This is a genomic window from Vibrio sp. 99K-1, assembly GCF_013114585.1.
Classification (GTDB): Bacteria; Pseudomonadota; Gammaproteobacteria; order Enterobacterales; family Vibrionaceae; genus Vibrio; species Vibrio chagasii_B.
Genome location: NZ_VTXF01000002.1, coordinates 97671 through 113114 on the forward strand (window position 1 = coordinate 97671; position 15444 = coordinate 113114).

17 protein-coding genes are annotated in these 15444 nt (G+C 46.8%); all 17 read left to right on the forward strand.

The genetic code is table 11. The features are described from left to right. The 17 genes from F0228_RS02375 (at window position 1) to dsbD (ending at window position 15415) form a co-directional block, all read left to right on the forward strand. Window positions 1-183 carry a Flp family type IVb pilin gene (locus F0228_RS02375; protein ID WP_060980966.1) on the forward strand — a complete coding sequence of 61 codons (183 nt, stop codon included), beginning with the start codon at window positions 1-3 and terminating at the stop codon, window positions 181-183. A gap of 30 nt (window positions 184-213) precedes the next feature. After that, window positions 214-1095, forward strand: coding sequence for a Flp pilus assembly protein CpaB (cpaB, locus tag F0228_RS02380; protein WP_060980965.1), 882 nt, complete (start codon window positions 214-216; stop codon window positions 1093-1095). Further along, a complete protein-coding gene (locus tag F0228_RS02385) occupies window positions 1088-2482 on the forward strand; it encodes a type II and III secretion system protein family protein (RefSeq protein WP_061032985.1) in 1395 nt (464 codons plus the stop codon). The genes cpaB and F0228_RS02385 overlap by 8 nt, the downstream gene beginning before the upstream one ends. A 7-nt stretch (window positions 2483-2489) precedes the next feature. Further along, window positions 2490-3113, forward strand: a complete 624-nt coding sequence (locus F0228_RS02390) for a CpaD family pilus assembly lipoprotein (RefSeq protein WP_116871038.1) — start codon at window positions 2490-2492, stop codon at window positions 3111-3113. Continuing rightward, window positions 3110-4270 carry a P-loop NTPase gene (locus F0228_RS02395; RefSeq protein ID WP_171761843.1) on the forward strand — a complete coding sequence of 387 codons (1161 nt, stop codon included), beginning with the start codon at window positions 3110-3112 and terminating at the stop codon, window positions 4268-4270. The genes F0228_RS02390 and F0228_RS02395 overlap by 4 nt, the downstream gene beginning before the upstream one ends. Beyond that, window positions 4270-5616 carry a CpaF family protein gene (locus F0228_RS02400; RefSeq protein ID WP_105058745.1) on the forward strand — a complete coding sequence of 449 codons (1347 nt, stop codon included), beginning with the start codon at window positions 4270-4272 and terminating at the stop codon, window positions 5614-5616. The genes F0228_RS02395 and F0228_RS02400 overlap by 1 nt, the downstream gene beginning before the upstream one ends. Continuing rightward, complete coding sequence (locus F0228_RS02405) at window positions 5613-6527, forward strand: type II secretion system F family protein (RefSeq protein WP_061032982.1); 915 nt, start codon at window positions 5613-5615, stop codon at window positions 6525-6527. Before F0228_RS02400 ends, F0228_RS02405 begins: the two co-directional genes overlap by 4 nt. Beyond that, window positions 6524-7375, forward strand: a complete 852-nt coding sequence (locus F0228_RS02410) for a type II secretion system F family protein (protein WP_061032981.1) — start codon at window positions 6524-6526, stop codon at window positions 7373-7375. Before F0228_RS02405 ends, F0228_RS02410 begins: the two co-directional genes overlap by 4 nt. Beyond that, a complete protein-coding gene (locus F0228_RS02415) occupies window positions 7372-8112 on the forward strand; it encodes a tetratricopeptide repeat protein (protein ID WP_061032980.1) in 741 nt (246 codons plus the stop codon). Before F0228_RS02410 ends, F0228_RS02415 begins: the two co-directional genes overlap by 4 nt. After that, a complete protein-coding gene (locus tag F0228_RS02420) occupies window positions 8112-8555 on the forward strand; it encodes a TadE family protein (protein ID WP_061032979.1) in 444 nt (147 codons plus the stop codon). Before F0228_RS02415 ends, F0228_RS02420 begins: the two co-directional genes overlap by 1 nt. Beyond that, complete coding sequence (tadF, locus tag F0228_RS02425) at window positions 8545-9105, forward strand: tight adherence pilus pseudopilin TadF (protein WP_061032978.1); 561 nt, start codon at window positions 8545-8547, stop codon at window positions 9103-9105. Before F0228_RS02420 ends, tadF begins: the two co-directional genes overlap by 11 nt. After that, window positions 9098-10303, forward strand: coding sequence for a hypothetical protein (locus F0228_RS02430; protein ID WP_061032977.1), 1206 nt, complete (start codon window positions 9098-9100; stop codon window positions 10301-10303). The genes tadF and F0228_RS02430 overlap by 8 nt, the downstream gene beginning before the upstream one ends. Before the next feature lie 71 nt (window positions 10304-10374). Then, window positions 10375-10839, forward strand: a complete 465-nt coding sequence (locus F0228_RS02435; RefSeq protein WP_061032976.1) for a TlpA disulfide reductase family protein — start codon at window positions 10375-10377, stop codon at window positions 10837-10839. After that, complete coding sequence (locus F0228_RS02440) at window positions 10839-11339, forward strand: DUF4266 domain-containing protein (RefSeq protein ID WP_171761885.1); 501 nt, start codon at window positions 10839-10841, stop codon at window positions 11337-11339. The genes F0228_RS02435 and F0228_RS02440 overlap by 1 nt, the downstream gene beginning before the upstream one ends. An 89-nt stretch (window positions 11340-11428) precedes the next feature. Further along, window positions 11429-12655, forward strand: a complete 1227-nt coding sequence (locus tag F0228_RS02445) for a DUF3570 domain-containing protein (RefSeq protein WP_171761844.1) — start codon at window positions 11429-11431, stop codon at window positions 12653-12655. After that, complete coding sequence (locus F0228_RS02450) at window positions 12645-13622, forward strand: FAD:protein FMN transferase (protein WP_171761845.1); 978 nt, start codon at window positions 12645-12647, stop codon at window positions 13620-13622. The genes F0228_RS02445 and F0228_RS02450 overlap by 11 nt, the downstream gene beginning before the upstream one ends. Beyond that, window positions 13619-15415, forward strand: coding sequence for a protein-disulfide reductase DsbD (gene dsbD, locus F0228_RS02455; protein ID WP_171730989.1), 1797 nt, complete (start codon window positions 13619-13621; stop codon window positions 15413-15415). The genes F0228_RS02450 and dsbD overlap by 4 nt, the downstream gene beginning before the upstream one ends. Window positions 15416-15444: the final 29 nt, after the last annotated feature.

Here is a 15444-nt window from a genome sequence, read left to right on the forward strand (position 1 = left end):
ATGTTGAACAAGAAAAAGCAACGCGGTGCAGCCGCAATCGAATACGCCATTCTCGCAGCAGCAATGGCAGTTGTACTACTCAATTTTGTTGGCGGTGAGAACGGTGAGCTAACAGAAGCTATCAGTGACGCCTACGGTACTGTAGTCGAAAAACTAAAAGACGCACAACAAGCCTCAGAGTAAGCCCGTTTATTGCAAATTAAAGGAATAGTTATGACTGCCAAGCGACTCATGTTGCTGTCGTTATTTTGCTCGGTGCTCGGAATATCCGTTTTACTGTTGAGCCAAACCAATAGCGAGTCTGCGACCACTTCTTCTAAACAAGCCGTTAAGCAAACGGTCAAAGTGTTGGTTCCAACTCGCACGATAGAGATAGGTCAAGCCTACACACCAAACTCGTTCCGATGGAAAGAGGTTCCACAACAAGAGTTGGAAAACTACATCGACCATGTGACACCAGAAGATATTTCTGCTGATCACTCTATGTCGGGGCTTGCGCGTACCAAGCTTGTCAAAGACTCGATATTGTCGAAAGCGGATATTACCGAGCCAGAAGGCGGCTACTCGCTTTCATTAAAGCTACAACCAGGTTATCGCGCTATCTCAGTGCCTGTTGATCAGGTGACATCAAATTCGGGCTTTATTGAGCCGGGCGACCGCGTAGATATTCTCCTGCTCGGTTCACAAGATGGTGAGCTGCTTCGTTATGGCAATTCATCGCAGGGTTTGTATGTCACAACGATCGCTCATGATGTGAGAGTCTTGGCATTTAATGACAAGCAAACGGCTGAATCTTATCAAAAGGCCCGCGAATCTAATCATTATGAAAACGGTATCCCTGACGACAGCAGTGTCTCTTTAGAGGTAACACCCGAGCAAGCAAACCAAGTTGTTTTGGCTAAGCAATTGGGCAAGTTAACGCTTGTCTTACGCGGACAAAACGAAGACCCAAATCAAACTCAGCACGCAAATTCAGCGACGCTGAAAGCCATCTCACCAGACACAACTCAGGTATTGCCTGACGTTGGTTTGGTGGAATTTAGAGCCGACAACAAAACGATCAACAATAAAACCGGAGCTGATAACAATGGCTAGTACCTGTCGTTGGTGGGGGATTCTCCTGCTATCAAGCCTGTGCCTCTCTTTTGCGTCAGCAGCATCTGCGCTTGATGTGACAATCAATGAGGCAAAAATGATTCGCTTACCAGAAAAAGCGAAGTCGATTTTCATCTCTAGCACCCATATTGCGGATTACCAGACCTTAACCAACACCAAGGTAATGGTATTTGGTAAGCGAGCTGGTAGTGCCACTATCACTGTTTTGAACGAGCAAGAGCGAGTCATTTATACCAATAAGATTCGCGTGACTCACAACAGCCGCGAGTTCAATGACTTGGTCAAAAACAAGTTCCCAGAAGCGTCCGTAAACGCGGAATCTCTGGGTGGAAAGCTATGGCTAAAAGGGCAAGTGCCTTCACCTATGATGGCGCATAATATCGTGTCCTTAGCGAAAGGCTACCTGTCTCCTATTGTTGACCAAACCCAGCAACAAGAAAGCTCAAACACTCAAAACGGTGCAGGTAGTAGCAATACGACCACTAAAGATCAGCCAATGCTATCCAATGAAGATGAGCTGATCAATCAATTGGTTGTCACCATGCCAAACCAGGTCAACATTCGAGTGAAAATCGCTGAGGTATCGAGAAATGTTTCGAACAAATTGGGGATCAAGTGGGGCTCTATCGCAGGTGGTGTTGGACAGTTTTCATTCTCTAAACTGCCGAATGTCAGCAGCTGGGGTAAACCAAGCATTACCGCACTGATTGATGCATTAGCGACAAACGGCATGATGTCTGTACTGGCTGAGCCTAACTTGACGGCGATGTCCGGCGAAGACGCTGAGTTTCTGGTGGGTGGTCAGGTTCCATTGCCTTTGATCACTGCTGATACGACTCAAATCGAGTACAAAGACTTCGGGGTAAAACTCAACTTTACGCCAACGGTGCTCAGCCAAAATCGCATCAGTCTAAAGGTGAACCCAGAGGTCAGTAACGTCTCTATCGAAAACCAACAAGTGGTAAACGGAACTAACTTCCCCTCTTTTACTACCCGTAGTGCAGCGACCACCATCGAATTAGCCAGTGGACAGAGCTTTGCCTTGGGCGGCTTATTGAAGTCAGAAGACATTGAACAACTGCAAAAAGTGCCGCTTATCGCGGAGATACCTGTACTAGGAAGTCTGTTCCGCTCAACTGAATTCACTCGCCGAGAAACAGAGTTGATCATCATTGTCACGGCTTACCTAGTGCAACCAACTCGTTCAGATTCAATGCAGCTACCAACCGACGGTCTCATTCCACTAAGCGATGTAGAACGCCTTCTAGCGTGGCCAAGAATTCAACGTAAAAGAACACACGACCAAGACACATACACCGACAACCACAAGCCTCGCTTGCTGGGTGACAACGGGTTCTATTACTGAGGACATCATGAATAAATTATCTTTATTGCTCCCTGCCCTATTTGTGTTTGCGGGATGCGCACCTACGCCAACCACTCAGCAACCATCTGTCGATGTGGTGTCTGTGACTAACAAGTTCTCTCTAACGCTTGCCGGGAAAACACTGTCGGCTCAGGAAAAGGCGGATCTTTCTGACTTTATCGCTCGTCGAGGCAGCGCGAGTAGCTTGATGATCAAAATAGAAAAAACGACGCCGAAAGGTGAAAAACAGCTCGAGAAAGTAAGGCTTCACCTTATCGAATCAGGCCTCTATCCATCACAAATTTGGGTAGCAGACGAAGCAACAGAAGGTAAAGGCGACATCACTATTTTAGTCGAATCTTACCGCGCTAAAGTCACAGCCTGTGACGCGGGTAAAACGCCAAGAACCACGCTCAACGCCTACCGCACTCAGCGCAATTTTGGGTGTGCAAATGCCAACGCGCTTGCACAAATGGTCGCCAACCCTAAAGACCTAATCGTCGGTCAACCGATCAGTGGTTCTCAAGGGCAGAAAGCCGTGTCTAGTATCGATAACTACTTTGCTCCACCAGCCCAAAGCCAACAGACAAATAATGGTTCTTCGACGACCACGCAAGGAGGTTCGCTATGAATCAAGTACACCAGTTAACGGTACTGATCGCAGCGTCTGAGCAACTTGATACCCTAGCGCTTTCGCACACACTGAATGACTTTGGTATTCACAACATCACTGTCTCTTCAAATCAAGAAGACGACGTAGTGCGACACGTGCTGAAGCATGGCATCAAGACAGTATTTCTCGATGTGTTGAATTGTGAGCTGGCAGAGTCGAAACAAGCCGTGCAGCGCTTGATTAAGCGTACAGGTTGTCAAGTTATCGCTATTGGCCACTCAGATGAAATTTTCATCTACCGTGGCATGCTGGCATCAGGCGCGAGTGACTACCTAGTACCTCCTGTGACTCCACAAGATCTGGAACACGTTTCTTTCGCAGCTTTACAAAACAGCAGCGAAAAACGAAATGAAAAAGTCATCTCGGTTGTCAGTGCAAAAGGTGGTTCAGGCAGCAGCACCATTACTGCAACCCTTGCACAGCAACTTGCGGAGCTCAACAAGAAAGTGGCTTGTCTAGACCTAGACTTTTCAATGGGCGATTTAGATCTGCTACTTAATGTTGAGGGGAACTCAGCATTGATCGAGCTTTTACAATACCCAGAGAGACTAGACCCGTTAGTGTTCGAACGTAGTGGGATCAGCGTATCTGCAAAGCACACCCTCTTTACTGGCTATCTACCTTTAGATGCCACACCATTTTGGCCACAAAAGAGCGCTTTAGACCAATTTACCAAGTTTTGCCTACAAAACTCAGACTACCTATTAGTGGATATCCCAACTTACTCTTTGCGTGATCAAGTGGGCTTTGACGCACTGAAAAGTGCCGATATCCGAGTGATTGTCGTTGAACCTACACTCGGCTCTATCCGCAATGCCGGCCAGATCATCAAACGACTTCAGAATCAAACCGACTCCCAAACGCTTGTTGTGCTCAATCACACCAAGTCTGATTCAGGCTCAATGATTTCAGTTAACGATGTGAAAAAGTCGTTAGGTGTACCGGTAGACGTTGTCATTCCGTTCTCCCCAAACCACTTTTTGAGCAAGTCATCACTTGGTCAACCTGCCCACAAAGGCAACAGGAAAGTGAAAGTGGCATTCAATTCTTTGGTTGAATTAATCACAGGTGAATCGCAGCAAAGCAGCCGCCGTTTTTGGAAGCGAGGTGCATAATGTTTGGTCAAAAAGCAAACACGGTTGATCCGATTGAAGTCAACCAAGCTCGGTTGCATGAAACGTTAACATCCGCTCCTTCGCTACGTGATCATTATCATGTGATTCATGAAGAGATCATCAAGGCAATCGATCCATCAGCGGTTGTGAGTTTAAGTGCGTCCGATCTTGAAGCTCGAATTTCAGAAATGGTATCGGAAATTGTGGTCTCTAAGCAGCTACCACTCGGTCATCAGGATGTGACTCATTCTGTAGAACAGCTCTTAAATGAATTTCTAGGGTTGGGACCACTACAACCACTGATTGAAGACCAAACGGTCACTGACATCATGGTCAATGGTTACCGTGAAGTTTACGTCGAGCGTTCAGGCAAACTGCAAAAAACCACGGTCCAATTTCGTAATGAAGAGCAGCTTCTCAACTTAGCGCGACGCATCGTGAGCAAAGTGGGTCGACGAATCGATGAATCGAACCCATTAGTTGATGCAAGGCTAGACGACGGCAGCCGTGTCAATGTCATGATCCCACCGCTCGCGCTTGATGGAACCTACATCTCTATCCGTAAGTTCAATGAAAAGAAGCTGACACTGAGCCAATTGGCACAGTTTGGTGCGATGTCGAATTCGATGATTAAGCTTATTGATATTATCGTTCGCTCTCGTCTCAACGTTCTTGTCGCGGGTGGTACCGGTGCAGGTAAAACCACCCTGCTTAATGCGATGTCTTTCAGCATCTCGCCTCAAGAGCGAATCATCACCATTGAAGACACAGCTGAACTGCGCCTGCAACAACCCCATGTGGTGCGTGCAGAAACTCGCCCAGCCAATGCAGAAGGTTTAACGCCGATTACTCAAAGAGAGTTAGTACGAAATGCCCTACGTATGCGACCAGATCGCATCATTTTAGGCGAAGTTCGTGGCGATGAAGCCTTTGAGATGATGCAAGCAATGAACACAGGTCACGATGGTTCGCTGTGTACACTTCACGCCAACTCTGCAACGGATGCACTGGTGCGAATGGAAAACATGCTAATGATGAGCCAGGCAACGCTGCCTCTCTTTTCACTACGTCGCCAAATCGCCGACACCATTGATGTGGTTATCCAAGTAGAACGAATGCGTGATGGCAAAAGGCGCATTGTTTCAATAACCGAGGTACAAGGATTAGAGGGCGAGCAATACGTCACTCAAGAACTGTTCGCCTTTAAAACGCTATCGGAAGACCAGCAAGGCAACCTAATTGGTGAATATAAGAGTGCCAAGTGCGTACCAAGCTTCAACGAAAAAGCGAAATATCACCAGCTAGACGCTCAACTAAGGGTGGCAATGGAGCTTGAAGCCGGATGATTCTTGTTCTTACTATTTCTGCGCTACTGGCTACGGTTTGGTTAATAAAGCTCAACTCAAAACAAGCCATTGTTAATAAGCGCCTGTCCTTGGTATCTGGTTCATACAAAGCAAGCCCTGCAGACGTTTCTATCAAAAAGTCGAGCCATCAGCGCACCAACAAACTGCATGCGTTCTTCCTGCGAATCAATGCCTTGCTGCCTGTTTGGGATAAGTATTTCATCGCCTCAATGATTGTTGGCTTTCCAGTTGCTGGTTACCTGTTAGTACCAGAGCTTCCAGTACATCTTCGATTGATTGCAGCAGTTGGGCTGTGGCTCATATGTACCTGTGCCATAGTGTTTTATCGCAGAAAGAGACAAGTAGAAGAGTTTGAAAAAGACATCATCAACGTCCTTGGATTGATTTCTAGAGCGGTTTCAGCAGGGTTATCTATCCCACAAGCGATTGATCAAGTGGCACAAACGCAACCTGGTTTGTTAGGGCGCGAGTTCTCTTACCTTCGCGATAATCTCGCGCTTGGCCTTAGTCTTCGCCAGAGTCTCGATGATGCGTGCATTCGTCTTCCTTACAGCAGCTTTCGTTATTTCTCTGTTGCACTGATCCTTAACCAATCGAATGGTGGTCAACTGCGCGACATTCTTCATAGCTTAAGCCGAACCATGCATGACAACCGAGCGATGAGAAAGAAGGTGAAGAGCTTAACCTCAGAGCCTCGTATCACAGCGTTATTTCTCTCTGTCTTACCCATAGGGTTGCTAGGTGGCATCTATTTAATTGAGCCCTACATGATTAAGCAGCTGTTTAACACTGAACTGGGCCAACGAGTGCTGACCTATGCACTAATCAGCATCAGTATCGGCACCTTAATTTTGAATGCTCTGACTCGCAATAAGAGGTTCTCATCATGATGTATGTTGCCATGTTGCTGTTGGGATTCGCTCTGCTTCTCACGCTGATCGCACACCTATCTTCGTTCAAACGAGACGTGGTAGCTGAGCGACTGAATCACGTATCAAGCTATTCCTCAAAGTATAAAAACACGTCGAGTAAGTGGCGTTTCCAAGGTGAGAAATCTCGACGTCAAAAGCTAGTTCTGATTGGTTGGCTTAACCCAAATGCAGAGATGTACTTTTTAGGGCTTAGATTAATCACCATGACCGTAGGTGCTGTTACTTGGTACGCCACTCGCATTCCAGTGCTAACGATGAATTCGGCGGCAGAGTGTATTGCTATCGGCATCGTGGTCGGCATTCTATTCGATCGCATTCTTGAATGGCGAGTGAACCAAGTTCGAATGCAGATCAGCCGAGTAATACCCGATGCCGTCGACCTAATGGTGGTGTGTGTTGCATCTGGCTTAACACTCGAAGCGGTATTTCGCTGCGTTGGTGAAGAGATGCGTTCGATCTCCCCTGCCTTGTCACGAGAATGGCTGTTAACCGCAACTGAGATCTCTGTTCTCGATTCACCACAAACGGCACTCAACAACTTAGACAAACGTGTCCAACTGTCTGACATCAACAACGTTGTCACTACCATGAACCAAGCGCTGCAATACGGTACGCCTATCGCTGATGCCCTCAAACTGATCGCTTCAGATAGCCGTCAATACCACTTCTTAGAACTGGAAGAGTGGGTGGGGAAAATACCAGCCAAAATGTCATTCCCTTTGGTGGTTTTCATCATGCTACCTGTGGTGGGCATCATCGTCGTGCCAATCATGTTGTCTCTTACACAAACTCTGGGGGGCTTATGAGAACCATCCCGTTATTCTTTTTGTCGCTGATATTGTTCGGCTGTCAATCAACCAACCACGTTGAAAAAGATACCGCCGAAAACATGAAGGTGGCAGAAGTTGCGTTAATGAATGGTAAGCCAGAGAGCGCCATGGATCTCTACCGAAAAATGTTGGTATCGAAGCCCAATGACCCGCAGTTACTGCTGTTGATGGGCTCCGCAGCTAATCAAGCCAGTCGTTATGACGAAGCACTGCATTACTTAAAGCGTGGTATCGAGCTTAATCAATCCAATGCGATTTACCGTGAGTTAGGCCGTTCATGGTTAGCTTTAGGTGAGCTTGAACAAGCGACCTCGGCTCTTGAAGAGTCTGTTCGACTAGAAGCTTCCGATGACGTTGCTCAAAATAGCTTAGGAGTCAGTTACTCGCTCAATAAGCAGTATTCCAAAGCCAGAGAGTGTTACTCAAATGCGCTTAGCTTAATGCCTTCAAGCAACGAATACCGAAACAACCTCGCTATGGCTTGGATACTCGATGGTAAACCAGATCAAGGGATTCGTATTCTGCACCCGATCTTTGTCAGAGGTGAAGCTAGCGTAAAACTCCAGCTCAACCTTGCTTTGGCTTACGCACTTTCTGGTGACAGCGAGTCTGCAAAAGCAATCGCTCGTGAACACTTATCGCAACCGGAATACGCTAACAATAGCTTGTATTACCAAGCCCTAGCCGCTCACGCTGATCGAGGAGAACAATAATGCTCTCTCGTCAGAAAGGTGCGAATAGCGTTGAGTTTCTAATGATCACCCTACCGTTTCTATTGCTGATACTTGGGTTCTTTGAGATCTGCCGCTTGCTGCTAGTCAACATCATCTTCGATGTCGCCGTTCATGCTGGTGCTCGAGAAGTCAAAACTCAACCATTTGGTCCCATATCAAACCAAGTTTTCATCGACACTATCGACAGTTTCCCACTGATCGAACGCAGCAAGATCAAGTTGTCTCAACCTTTGTACGTTGAAAACCTACCGGACTTAGTTAACAGAAAAGCGGCACCGATAAGCAAAGCAGTATTGGGGGAATACACGGTGTCTTACGCATTTTCATTCGCTCTACTGCCTAGCCTTTCAACTCGTTTTTTAGAACGTACCGGCCAAATGACAACCTTGGAAAGAAAGGTATTGGTGAGTTATGACGGTTAATAACACACACACCAAAAAACAAGCGGGATCAGCAGCCGTGGAATTCCCATTTGTCGTACTCGCGATGATGATCATTCTGTGGGGGTTCGTTGCTGTCTACCGCTTATTCAGCCTGCAGACTCAGTTAGACAATGTTACCTACAACCTAGTGAATGCGATTTCTTCAACTCAACTCAAACCTGAGCAAGGTAAGAATGGTTTACCCGAGACTCTAAAAGGTCCATTGATCGTACTCGCTGAAAATTACCTGCCGAGTAGCATTGTCCGTGGCGATATTGGACTTTTACTTGAAAGTCGTGTCTTTGATATTGCTACTTCAACGTGGGAATACAAACATCTGTATGCGGGAAGCGACTGCCAAAGTGATCGATCGATTGAACAGCTTACGGACATGCTCATTGTGGGCAGCGGCGATCCTGCGTTGGATGGAAGACCGTCCACCTTGGTTCAGCTGACCTTATGCGTGGAGACACCATTTAGCTACGAACGGCTCACTCTTCCAAAAAGCTTAAAAAGCTCATCAGTAGTTGTAGGTAAGCACTATGGTTAACTCAATGTTTATCGGCCTGCCCCGTCAGCAAAAAGGTTCGATCACCCTTTCCTTCTTGGCACTGCTGACCCCTGCACTATTTATCGCCGTCGGCACTTTGATGATATCGGCGCAAGTGATGGTTTCTAATCGAGCCGCGCAAGCCGCTGACTCTGCCGCATTAGCTTGTGCTTTTGCTGATGAGGCGACTCTGAGAATGATGCGCGCATACCAAGATTACTATCACCCGACACTAAAAGGTGTAAGTGGATTAACACCGAAAAACCAAGAGTGTCGAATTAGCCTAGGTTACTCCGTTACACCGTTATTGCCTCATTTCAGTTATAGACGCGATGACCAAAAAGTGACTGCAACAGGTGGAGGCTTTAAGGGGGTGGTTGAAAGCAAACACTCTGCGATTCCAACAGAGTTGGTACTAGTGCTCGACGTATCTGGATCCATGGGCTCAAACATGTCGTCACTAAAATCTATTTTGTCCAAGGCATTGAATACGATTCAATCTCAGAGCAATAACGCTAACGATTTAGATTCAGTAAGTATTTCAATCGTTCCTTTCGATTCTGGAGTTGCAACACATCGCCCCCTTTGGTTATCCAAAGAAGCGGCCGGAATCTACTGTATCGATGGACTTAGCTATCGTAATGGCGATTTCTCTGCGGCGCTGACCGTAGATAACCTTGCGACGCTGCATTCAGAGCGACCTGTGAAGTTTACACCGCCAAGTAAGTGGTTAAGCGACTGCAATCAAGACTCACCAATGTTGCCCTTGACCAACGTCTTTTCCCGCGTCCAAAACTCGATAAACAGCCTAACTGCAAATGGCGGTACTCGCTCTTATCAAGGTTTGGTATGGGGAGTAAGACAGCTTATCCCAAGTTGGCAACAAGCATGGGGAATGAAGGTTAGCACTGTCCCCGAGACCAGAAGAAAACTGGTGTTATTCACCGATGGCGCTGACGAAGGAGACGCGTTCAATCAACTGGTAAACGCTGGGTTCTGCACGACGGCTATCAAGCAATACGGCATTGAAATGAATTTCATCGGCTATGGCGTCAGCCCATCTCGAATTACTCAATTCGAGAACTGTGCAGGAAATCCTTTACGCGTATTCAGTGCCACCAACACGACACAACTCGACAAGTACTTTTCCGACATTTTGGCGGTTGAATACTCGGCAAGCATCCGACTCACTCGCTAATTCAAACAAAGCGTTTGATTCAAAAGCATCGAATTTAAAACAGATAAATTAAAAACCATATGGAGAAACACATGTTTACACGAGCCCTAGCGTTATTGGCGCTGTGCCTTTCTTTACCTGCATTGGCTTATCAAGAAGGCGATGCTTTATCGCAAGACGTTATCAAGAAACTGCAACTCAACAACGAGGAGCTCACCATTGTCGACTTCTTTGCTGAGTGGTGCATTTCTTGCCGAGAAGAGCTTCCAGAAGTAAACCAACTCTACAAAGAACTTAAAGGCACCGGAGTGACATTCAAAGGCGTTGATGTCGATGAAGATGTTGAAGTTGGTCTTGAGTTTCAAAAGCAACTCGGATTGGAATTCCCAGTAGTCAACGATCCAGAGCAAGCATTGATCGCAGAGTTTAAACCTATCGGTATGCCTGCACTGTATTACATCTACCAAGGCAAGGTTATCAAGATTCGCTTTGGCGCAATCAACCACATTGGCGACGTCATTACTGATGACCTAGTGAAAATGGGAGTGCAATTGTGATGTTGATGAAAGCCACCCTTGTTGGATTGCTCGCTATTCCAATGACCACAAACGCCGCTCTTGAACTCGACCTGAGTGGTTTAGGAAAAAAGCCCGTTGAACAGCAAACCAGTAACAACAGCACTAATAGCGATGGTCCCATCGTAGAAGAAGAGATCATCTCGAGCACGGTTTACTCCAGTGGCGGCACACACTCAAACCAAACTACCAAGAGCGCAACAAGACGCAACATCGACATGGTTACGCCAAAGGCAAAGCAGCTGGTTATCAAAGAGAAAAAGCCAGAAGAGACTAACAAGCCTTCAGCGTTAGCGTTTGTCGATGAATTTCTTGGCATTGAGCCGGTAAAGCCTTGGGAGAAAGGAACGCTAGCTCAAAAAGAGATGAAACCGGGCGGCCCAGTGCCTGAATTCGATGTGTTCTCCGAAAAAGTCTTTGCCTACAAGCAAGGCTCTGTGGGTGGCAGCGGTGTTGGCGGTGGTGGCTGCGGCTGTAACTAACCATTAAATGGCCCCAAAAAACTCAATCGACAAAAAACACTCAATCAATAAAAAAATATTCAGTACTTCAAAAACAAAATAAGAACAAAATGAAAAAACTACCAATTACGCTGCTAAGTGCAGCGGCAGTGGCTAATGTGGCATTAGCTGAAGATCACGTCTCTGTGCATTACCTGAACTATGAAGAGTATGACGACAGAGTTTCAGCTAAGGACACCATGGTTTCGATTGAAAAAAGTATCGGCTTAGATTGGACCCTAAACGCAGAAATAAGCTACGACAGTGTTTCAGGTGCTTCTCCAGCGTGGGGCCCTACGACGCCTCCTGCTTCGGATGCCGACAAAATAAATCGCGCCCTGAAAACTCAGCAAGCTCAAGACAAAACTAACGAAGTCATCCGTGCGGGTTACGATCCTCACCGTGACAGTTATGAGGTTCAGAAAGTCGGTCTAGAAGACACAAGAAAAGCACTCAGCTTGAGTGCCACCTACCGTGACAGACTGCGTAATGAATGGACCTTTGGTGGCAATATATCTCAAGAAGAAGATTACGAGAGCATTGGTATCAATGGTAAAGGTTTGATTTATGCTGATAGCACTAAAAACCGTTCGTACAGCTTAGGGGGCTCTGCTCTTTTCGACCAAACTCAGGCATTTGGCAAATACGTTATTGGCTCTTCTAATAGCCAGAGCTGGGAAGACATCTTTACTGGCAGCTTAGAAGCGGGGTTATCTCAAACCTTTACACCAAATCTGTACAGCATTTTTACCGCTTATGCAGGCTACCGTAGCGGTTACTTGAGCAACCACTATTTAACGGTGCTTCGCGAAGTCGATATTAACGACGATGGCAAAATCGATGATGACGAAGTGTTCTTGGGGCAAGACTCTAGACCAGATACCCGAGTCTCTGGCGGTATTAATCTTCAGGCCTTTTACTCTTTGTCAGACAGTATAAAAGTCCGACCTCGATACAAATGGTTCATGGATGACTGGGGCGTTATGTCTCATCAGTTGGGCGGAAAATTATCTTGGCGTGTCAGTGAGTGGCTAACCCTTGCACCAGGTTACTTCTGGTATACGCAAGATGCGGCAGATTTCTATCGCGATCCTAGCAGCGCCGATCCTTCTTTTGCTTCGACAGGTTACGCGACTTCTGACCTTCGCCTAGGTAACTTCACTGCGAATGCTTATGAGCTTGGCGCAAGCGTTAAGGTCCATAAAACCGTGCGTTTAAATGCGCTTGCGGCTTACTACGAACAGAGCAACGGATTTGAAGCGCAGTGGTGGGCGGTTGGAGCAACTTATGAATTCTAAGCTGCCCTTTGTCCATCGCTTTCATGCCATGACAGTACCTTGCGAAATACAGATCTTATCGCTGGATTTGACCCACTTCCCAAAGGCGTGCGCAAAAAACATCGCTGATGAGATAGAGCAGAACACACATCGCTTAGAAGGCAAATATAACTTCTACAGCGATGATTCATGGCTAACGCGACATATCAATCAGCGTACAACCAGTGAAGTTGAGCTCGATTCAGAGTCTGCGGAAGTTTTTGAGCATCTCGACCGATTAAGCCAACTGACATTCGACACATTTGATACCACTGTTGGCAGCATCAAACACCTTTTACAACAGAAGCCGAAGATGTCACACAGCCATGCCTTTCAAGCCCTGTCTTCCGTGCTGGGTAAGCAGGCTTGGGAGCTAAAAGAGGCAATAGGTCTAGAAGATACAATGGATCGAGAAGGAACTGTCGATCTACAAAGTGAAGTCGACTTACAAAGGACAAGGCTACACATCCCAGATCCACGCACTCGCTTCGATTTTGGTGGCGTCATCAAAGAGTACGCGGTCGATCAAGCAGTAAAGATAGGCAAGCGACTTGGTGCAACTTCAATGTTGGTAAATTTTGGTGGCGATATCTATGCATTGGGTACAAAGCCAGATGGTTCACCATTCAATATTGCAGTTCTGGATCCAAGAGACAACAAGACGCCATTTTTTGCCGTTCCGATTACCGACGCGGCGCTGACCACATCAGCCCACAGTGAACGTCAGATGCAGTTCGGCGACAAAACCACGTCTCATATTTTGTCGAAACAAGACGTAGAAAAGAAGATTTTGTCTGTTACGGCAATAGCTTCTTCCACTTTGGAAGCGGGTGTACTTAGCACTTCCTTGACGCTCAACCCGAACATTTCAGTACCGGAAGAGAGTGCTGTTATTTACATCGACGATCAATTACACATTCACCAAAGCACGGAGTTTTTGCATTCATGAAAAACTACCTACTCACGTTAATTCTATTGTTTAGCAGCTTTTTGCATGCTCAAGACAGCGAGTTTCTTCCAGTTGAAGAAGCCTTCCCGGTTACATGGGAAGCCATAGACCAAGGCGCGGTTATCCGCTTTGATACACACCCGGGATACTATCTTTACCAATCACGATTCTCGTTTAAAGAAGAGTCCTCATTATCGACACAAGATCCTCAATACTCGCTGCCAGGTGAAGAAAAACAAGACCCTAACTTCGGCAATGTAGTGGTGTTTCACGAACCGCTTACGGTTACCGTGCCTTACACCGGAAGTGGCAAGCTCACCGTCCGCTATCAGGGCTGTGCAGACAAAGGGCTTTGCTACCTGCCACAAAAGCTAGTGTTGGATTTACCTACGCTCAAGGCATTGGCAGACGTCGCTCCTGAGAAGCCATCAAACTCTTTGGTTCAAACGCTAGGTGAGATAAGTGATGATACCAATGACTTGTCGTCGTTTCTCTCTCAAGCAGGCAAATTACAGGCACTACTTGTGTTCTTCTTGCTTGGCTTAGGCCTGTCTCTAACGCCGTGTGTGCTGCCTATGATTCCTATCTTAGCCAGCATCATAGGTGGTGAAAAAGCGATGACAGGCAAGAAAGGTGCAGCGCTTTCTAGCTCGTACGTTCTGGGTATGGCGACCAGTTATGCCATGACGGGAATTCTGGTCACCACATTAGCAAAAGGCATCAATTTACAAGCAGCTATGCAACAACCTTGGTTGCTCAGCATTTTTGCCGCCGTGTTCGTTTTACTAGCGTTAGCTATGTTCGGTTTCTATGAGCTTCAACTCCCTGCCGCACTGCAGCAGAAACTCAACAGTGGCTCAGACAAGTTGGGCGGCGGTAAAATTGCTAGCGTATTCGCGATGGGCGCGATATCTGCACTAGTGGTTTCACCTTGTGTTAGTGCACCACTAGCTGGTGCATTGCTTTATGTATCCACCACTCAAGACTGGATGTTTGGTGGTGCCACCCTGTTTGTCATGGCTCTGGGTATGGGTGTTCCTCTTATCGCGATCGGTGCTAGCGGCGGACGCTTACTGTTAAGAAGTGGCGCGTGGATGGTATCGGTTAAGCAAGTCTTTGGTGTACTGCTGCTCGCGGTGGCTATCGTCTTATTAAGCCGCTTCGTTGACCCATCAATCATTATGATTTTGTGGGCGCTCCTTGCTATTGGTACGGGTGTACACTTCGGCGCGCTAGAAGCGGCACAACCAGGCTGGGCACGCACTCGTAAGTTTTCTGCACTATTGCCACTGAGCTATGGCTTGATTCTATTTGTGGGTTATTTCCTAGGAAATTCCGATCCTCTCAACCCGCTTGCGAACCGAGAGTCCGCACAACCTATGGCCATCACGTCTTTTGAGAAAACCGATTCAGTCACTCACTTAGAGCAGCAATTACAAGCTGCAGCCAATGCTGAACAAAAGGTGCTAGTCGACCTTTATGCAGACTGGTGTGTCTCTTGTAAAGTGATTGAGACCAACGTGTTTAACGATCAACAAATCAGCCAAAAACTGAAAGAGTGGCAGACCATAAAACTGGATGTGACAGAAAGCTCGCCAGAACAAATGGCATGGCTCAACAATAAGAATGTGTTTGGCCCACCAGCTATTTTCTTTTACTCACCCGCTAACGGTGAGTTAGAACCAGCGCGAGTCATGGGGGATATCGACAAAGCTGGCTTTAACAATAAGCTCAAACTTGCTAATCAGCTTGTAGCAGCCCGTACAGCGGAACCCAGCAGCCTGACAAACTAGAGAGTCGTTCAATGATCAAAAACGCCCAA

Bases quoted from the DNA above. Each gene is read 5' to 3' on its own strand.
- F0228_RS02375 (WP_060980966.1), top strand. From the start codon at position 1: ATGTTGAACAAGAAAAAGCAACGCGGTGCAGCCGCAATCGAATACGCC.
- cpaB (WP_060980965.1), top strand. From the start codon at position 214: ATGACTGCCAAGCGACTCATGTTGCTGTCGTTATTTTGCTCGGTGCTC.
- F0228_RS02385 (WP_061032985.1), top strand. From the start codon at position 1,088: ATGGCTAGTACCTGTCGTTGGTGGGGGATTCTCCTGCTATCAAGCCTG.
- F0228_RS02390 (WP_116871038.1), top strand. From the start codon at position 2,490: ATGAATAAATTATCTTTATTGCTCCCTGCCCTATTTGTGTTTGCGGGA.
- F0228_RS02395 (WP_171761843.1), top strand. From the start codon at position 3,110: ATGAATCAAGTACACCAGTTAACGGTACTGATCGCAGCGTCTGAGCAA.
- F0228_RS02400 (WP_105058745.1), top strand. From the start codon at position 4,270: ATGTTTGGTCAAAAAGCAAACACGGTTGATCCGATTGAAGTCAACCAA.
- F0228_RS02405 (WP_061032982.1), top strand. From the start codon at position 5,613: ATGATTCTTGTTCTTACTATTTCTGCGCTACTGGCTACGGTTTGGTTA.
- F0228_RS02410 (WP_061032981.1), top strand. From the start codon at position 6,524: ATGATGTATGTTGCCATGTTGCTGTTGGGATTCGCTCTGCTTCTCACG.
- F0228_RS02415 (WP_061032980.1), top strand. From the start codon at position 7,372: ATGAGAACCATCCCGTTATTCTTTTTGTCGCTGATATTGTTCGGCTGT.
- F0228_RS02420 (WP_061032979.1), top strand. From the start codon at position 8,112: ATGCTCTCTCGTCAGAAAGGTGCGAATAGCGTTGAGTTTCTAATGATC.
- tadF (WP_061032978.1), top strand. From the start codon at position 8,545: ATGACGGTTAATAACACACACACCAAAAAACAAGCGGGATCAGCAGCC.
- F0228_RS02430 (WP_061032977.1), top strand. From the start codon at position 9,098: ATGGTTAACTCAATGTTTATCGGCCTGCCCCGTCAGCAAAAAGGTTCG.
- F0228_RS02435 (WP_061032976.1), top strand. From the start codon at position 10,375: ATGTTTACACGAGCCCTAGCGTTATTGGCGCTGTGCCTTTCTTTACCT.
- F0228_RS02440 (WP_171761885.1), top strand. From the start codon at position 10,839: ATGTTGATGAAAGCCACCCTTGTTGGATTGCTCGCTATTCCAATGACC.
- F0228_RS02445 (WP_171761844.1), top strand. From the start codon at position 11,429: ATGAAAAAACTACCAATTACGCTGCTAAGTGCAGCGGCAGTGGCTAAT.
- F0228_RS02450 (WP_171761845.1), top strand. From the start codon at position 12,645: ATGAATTCTAAGCTGCCCTTTGTCCATCGCTTTCATGCCATGACAGTA.
- dsbD (WP_171730989.1), top strand. From the start codon at position 13,619: ATGAAAAACTACCTACTCACGTTAATTCTATTGTTTAGCAGCTTTTTG.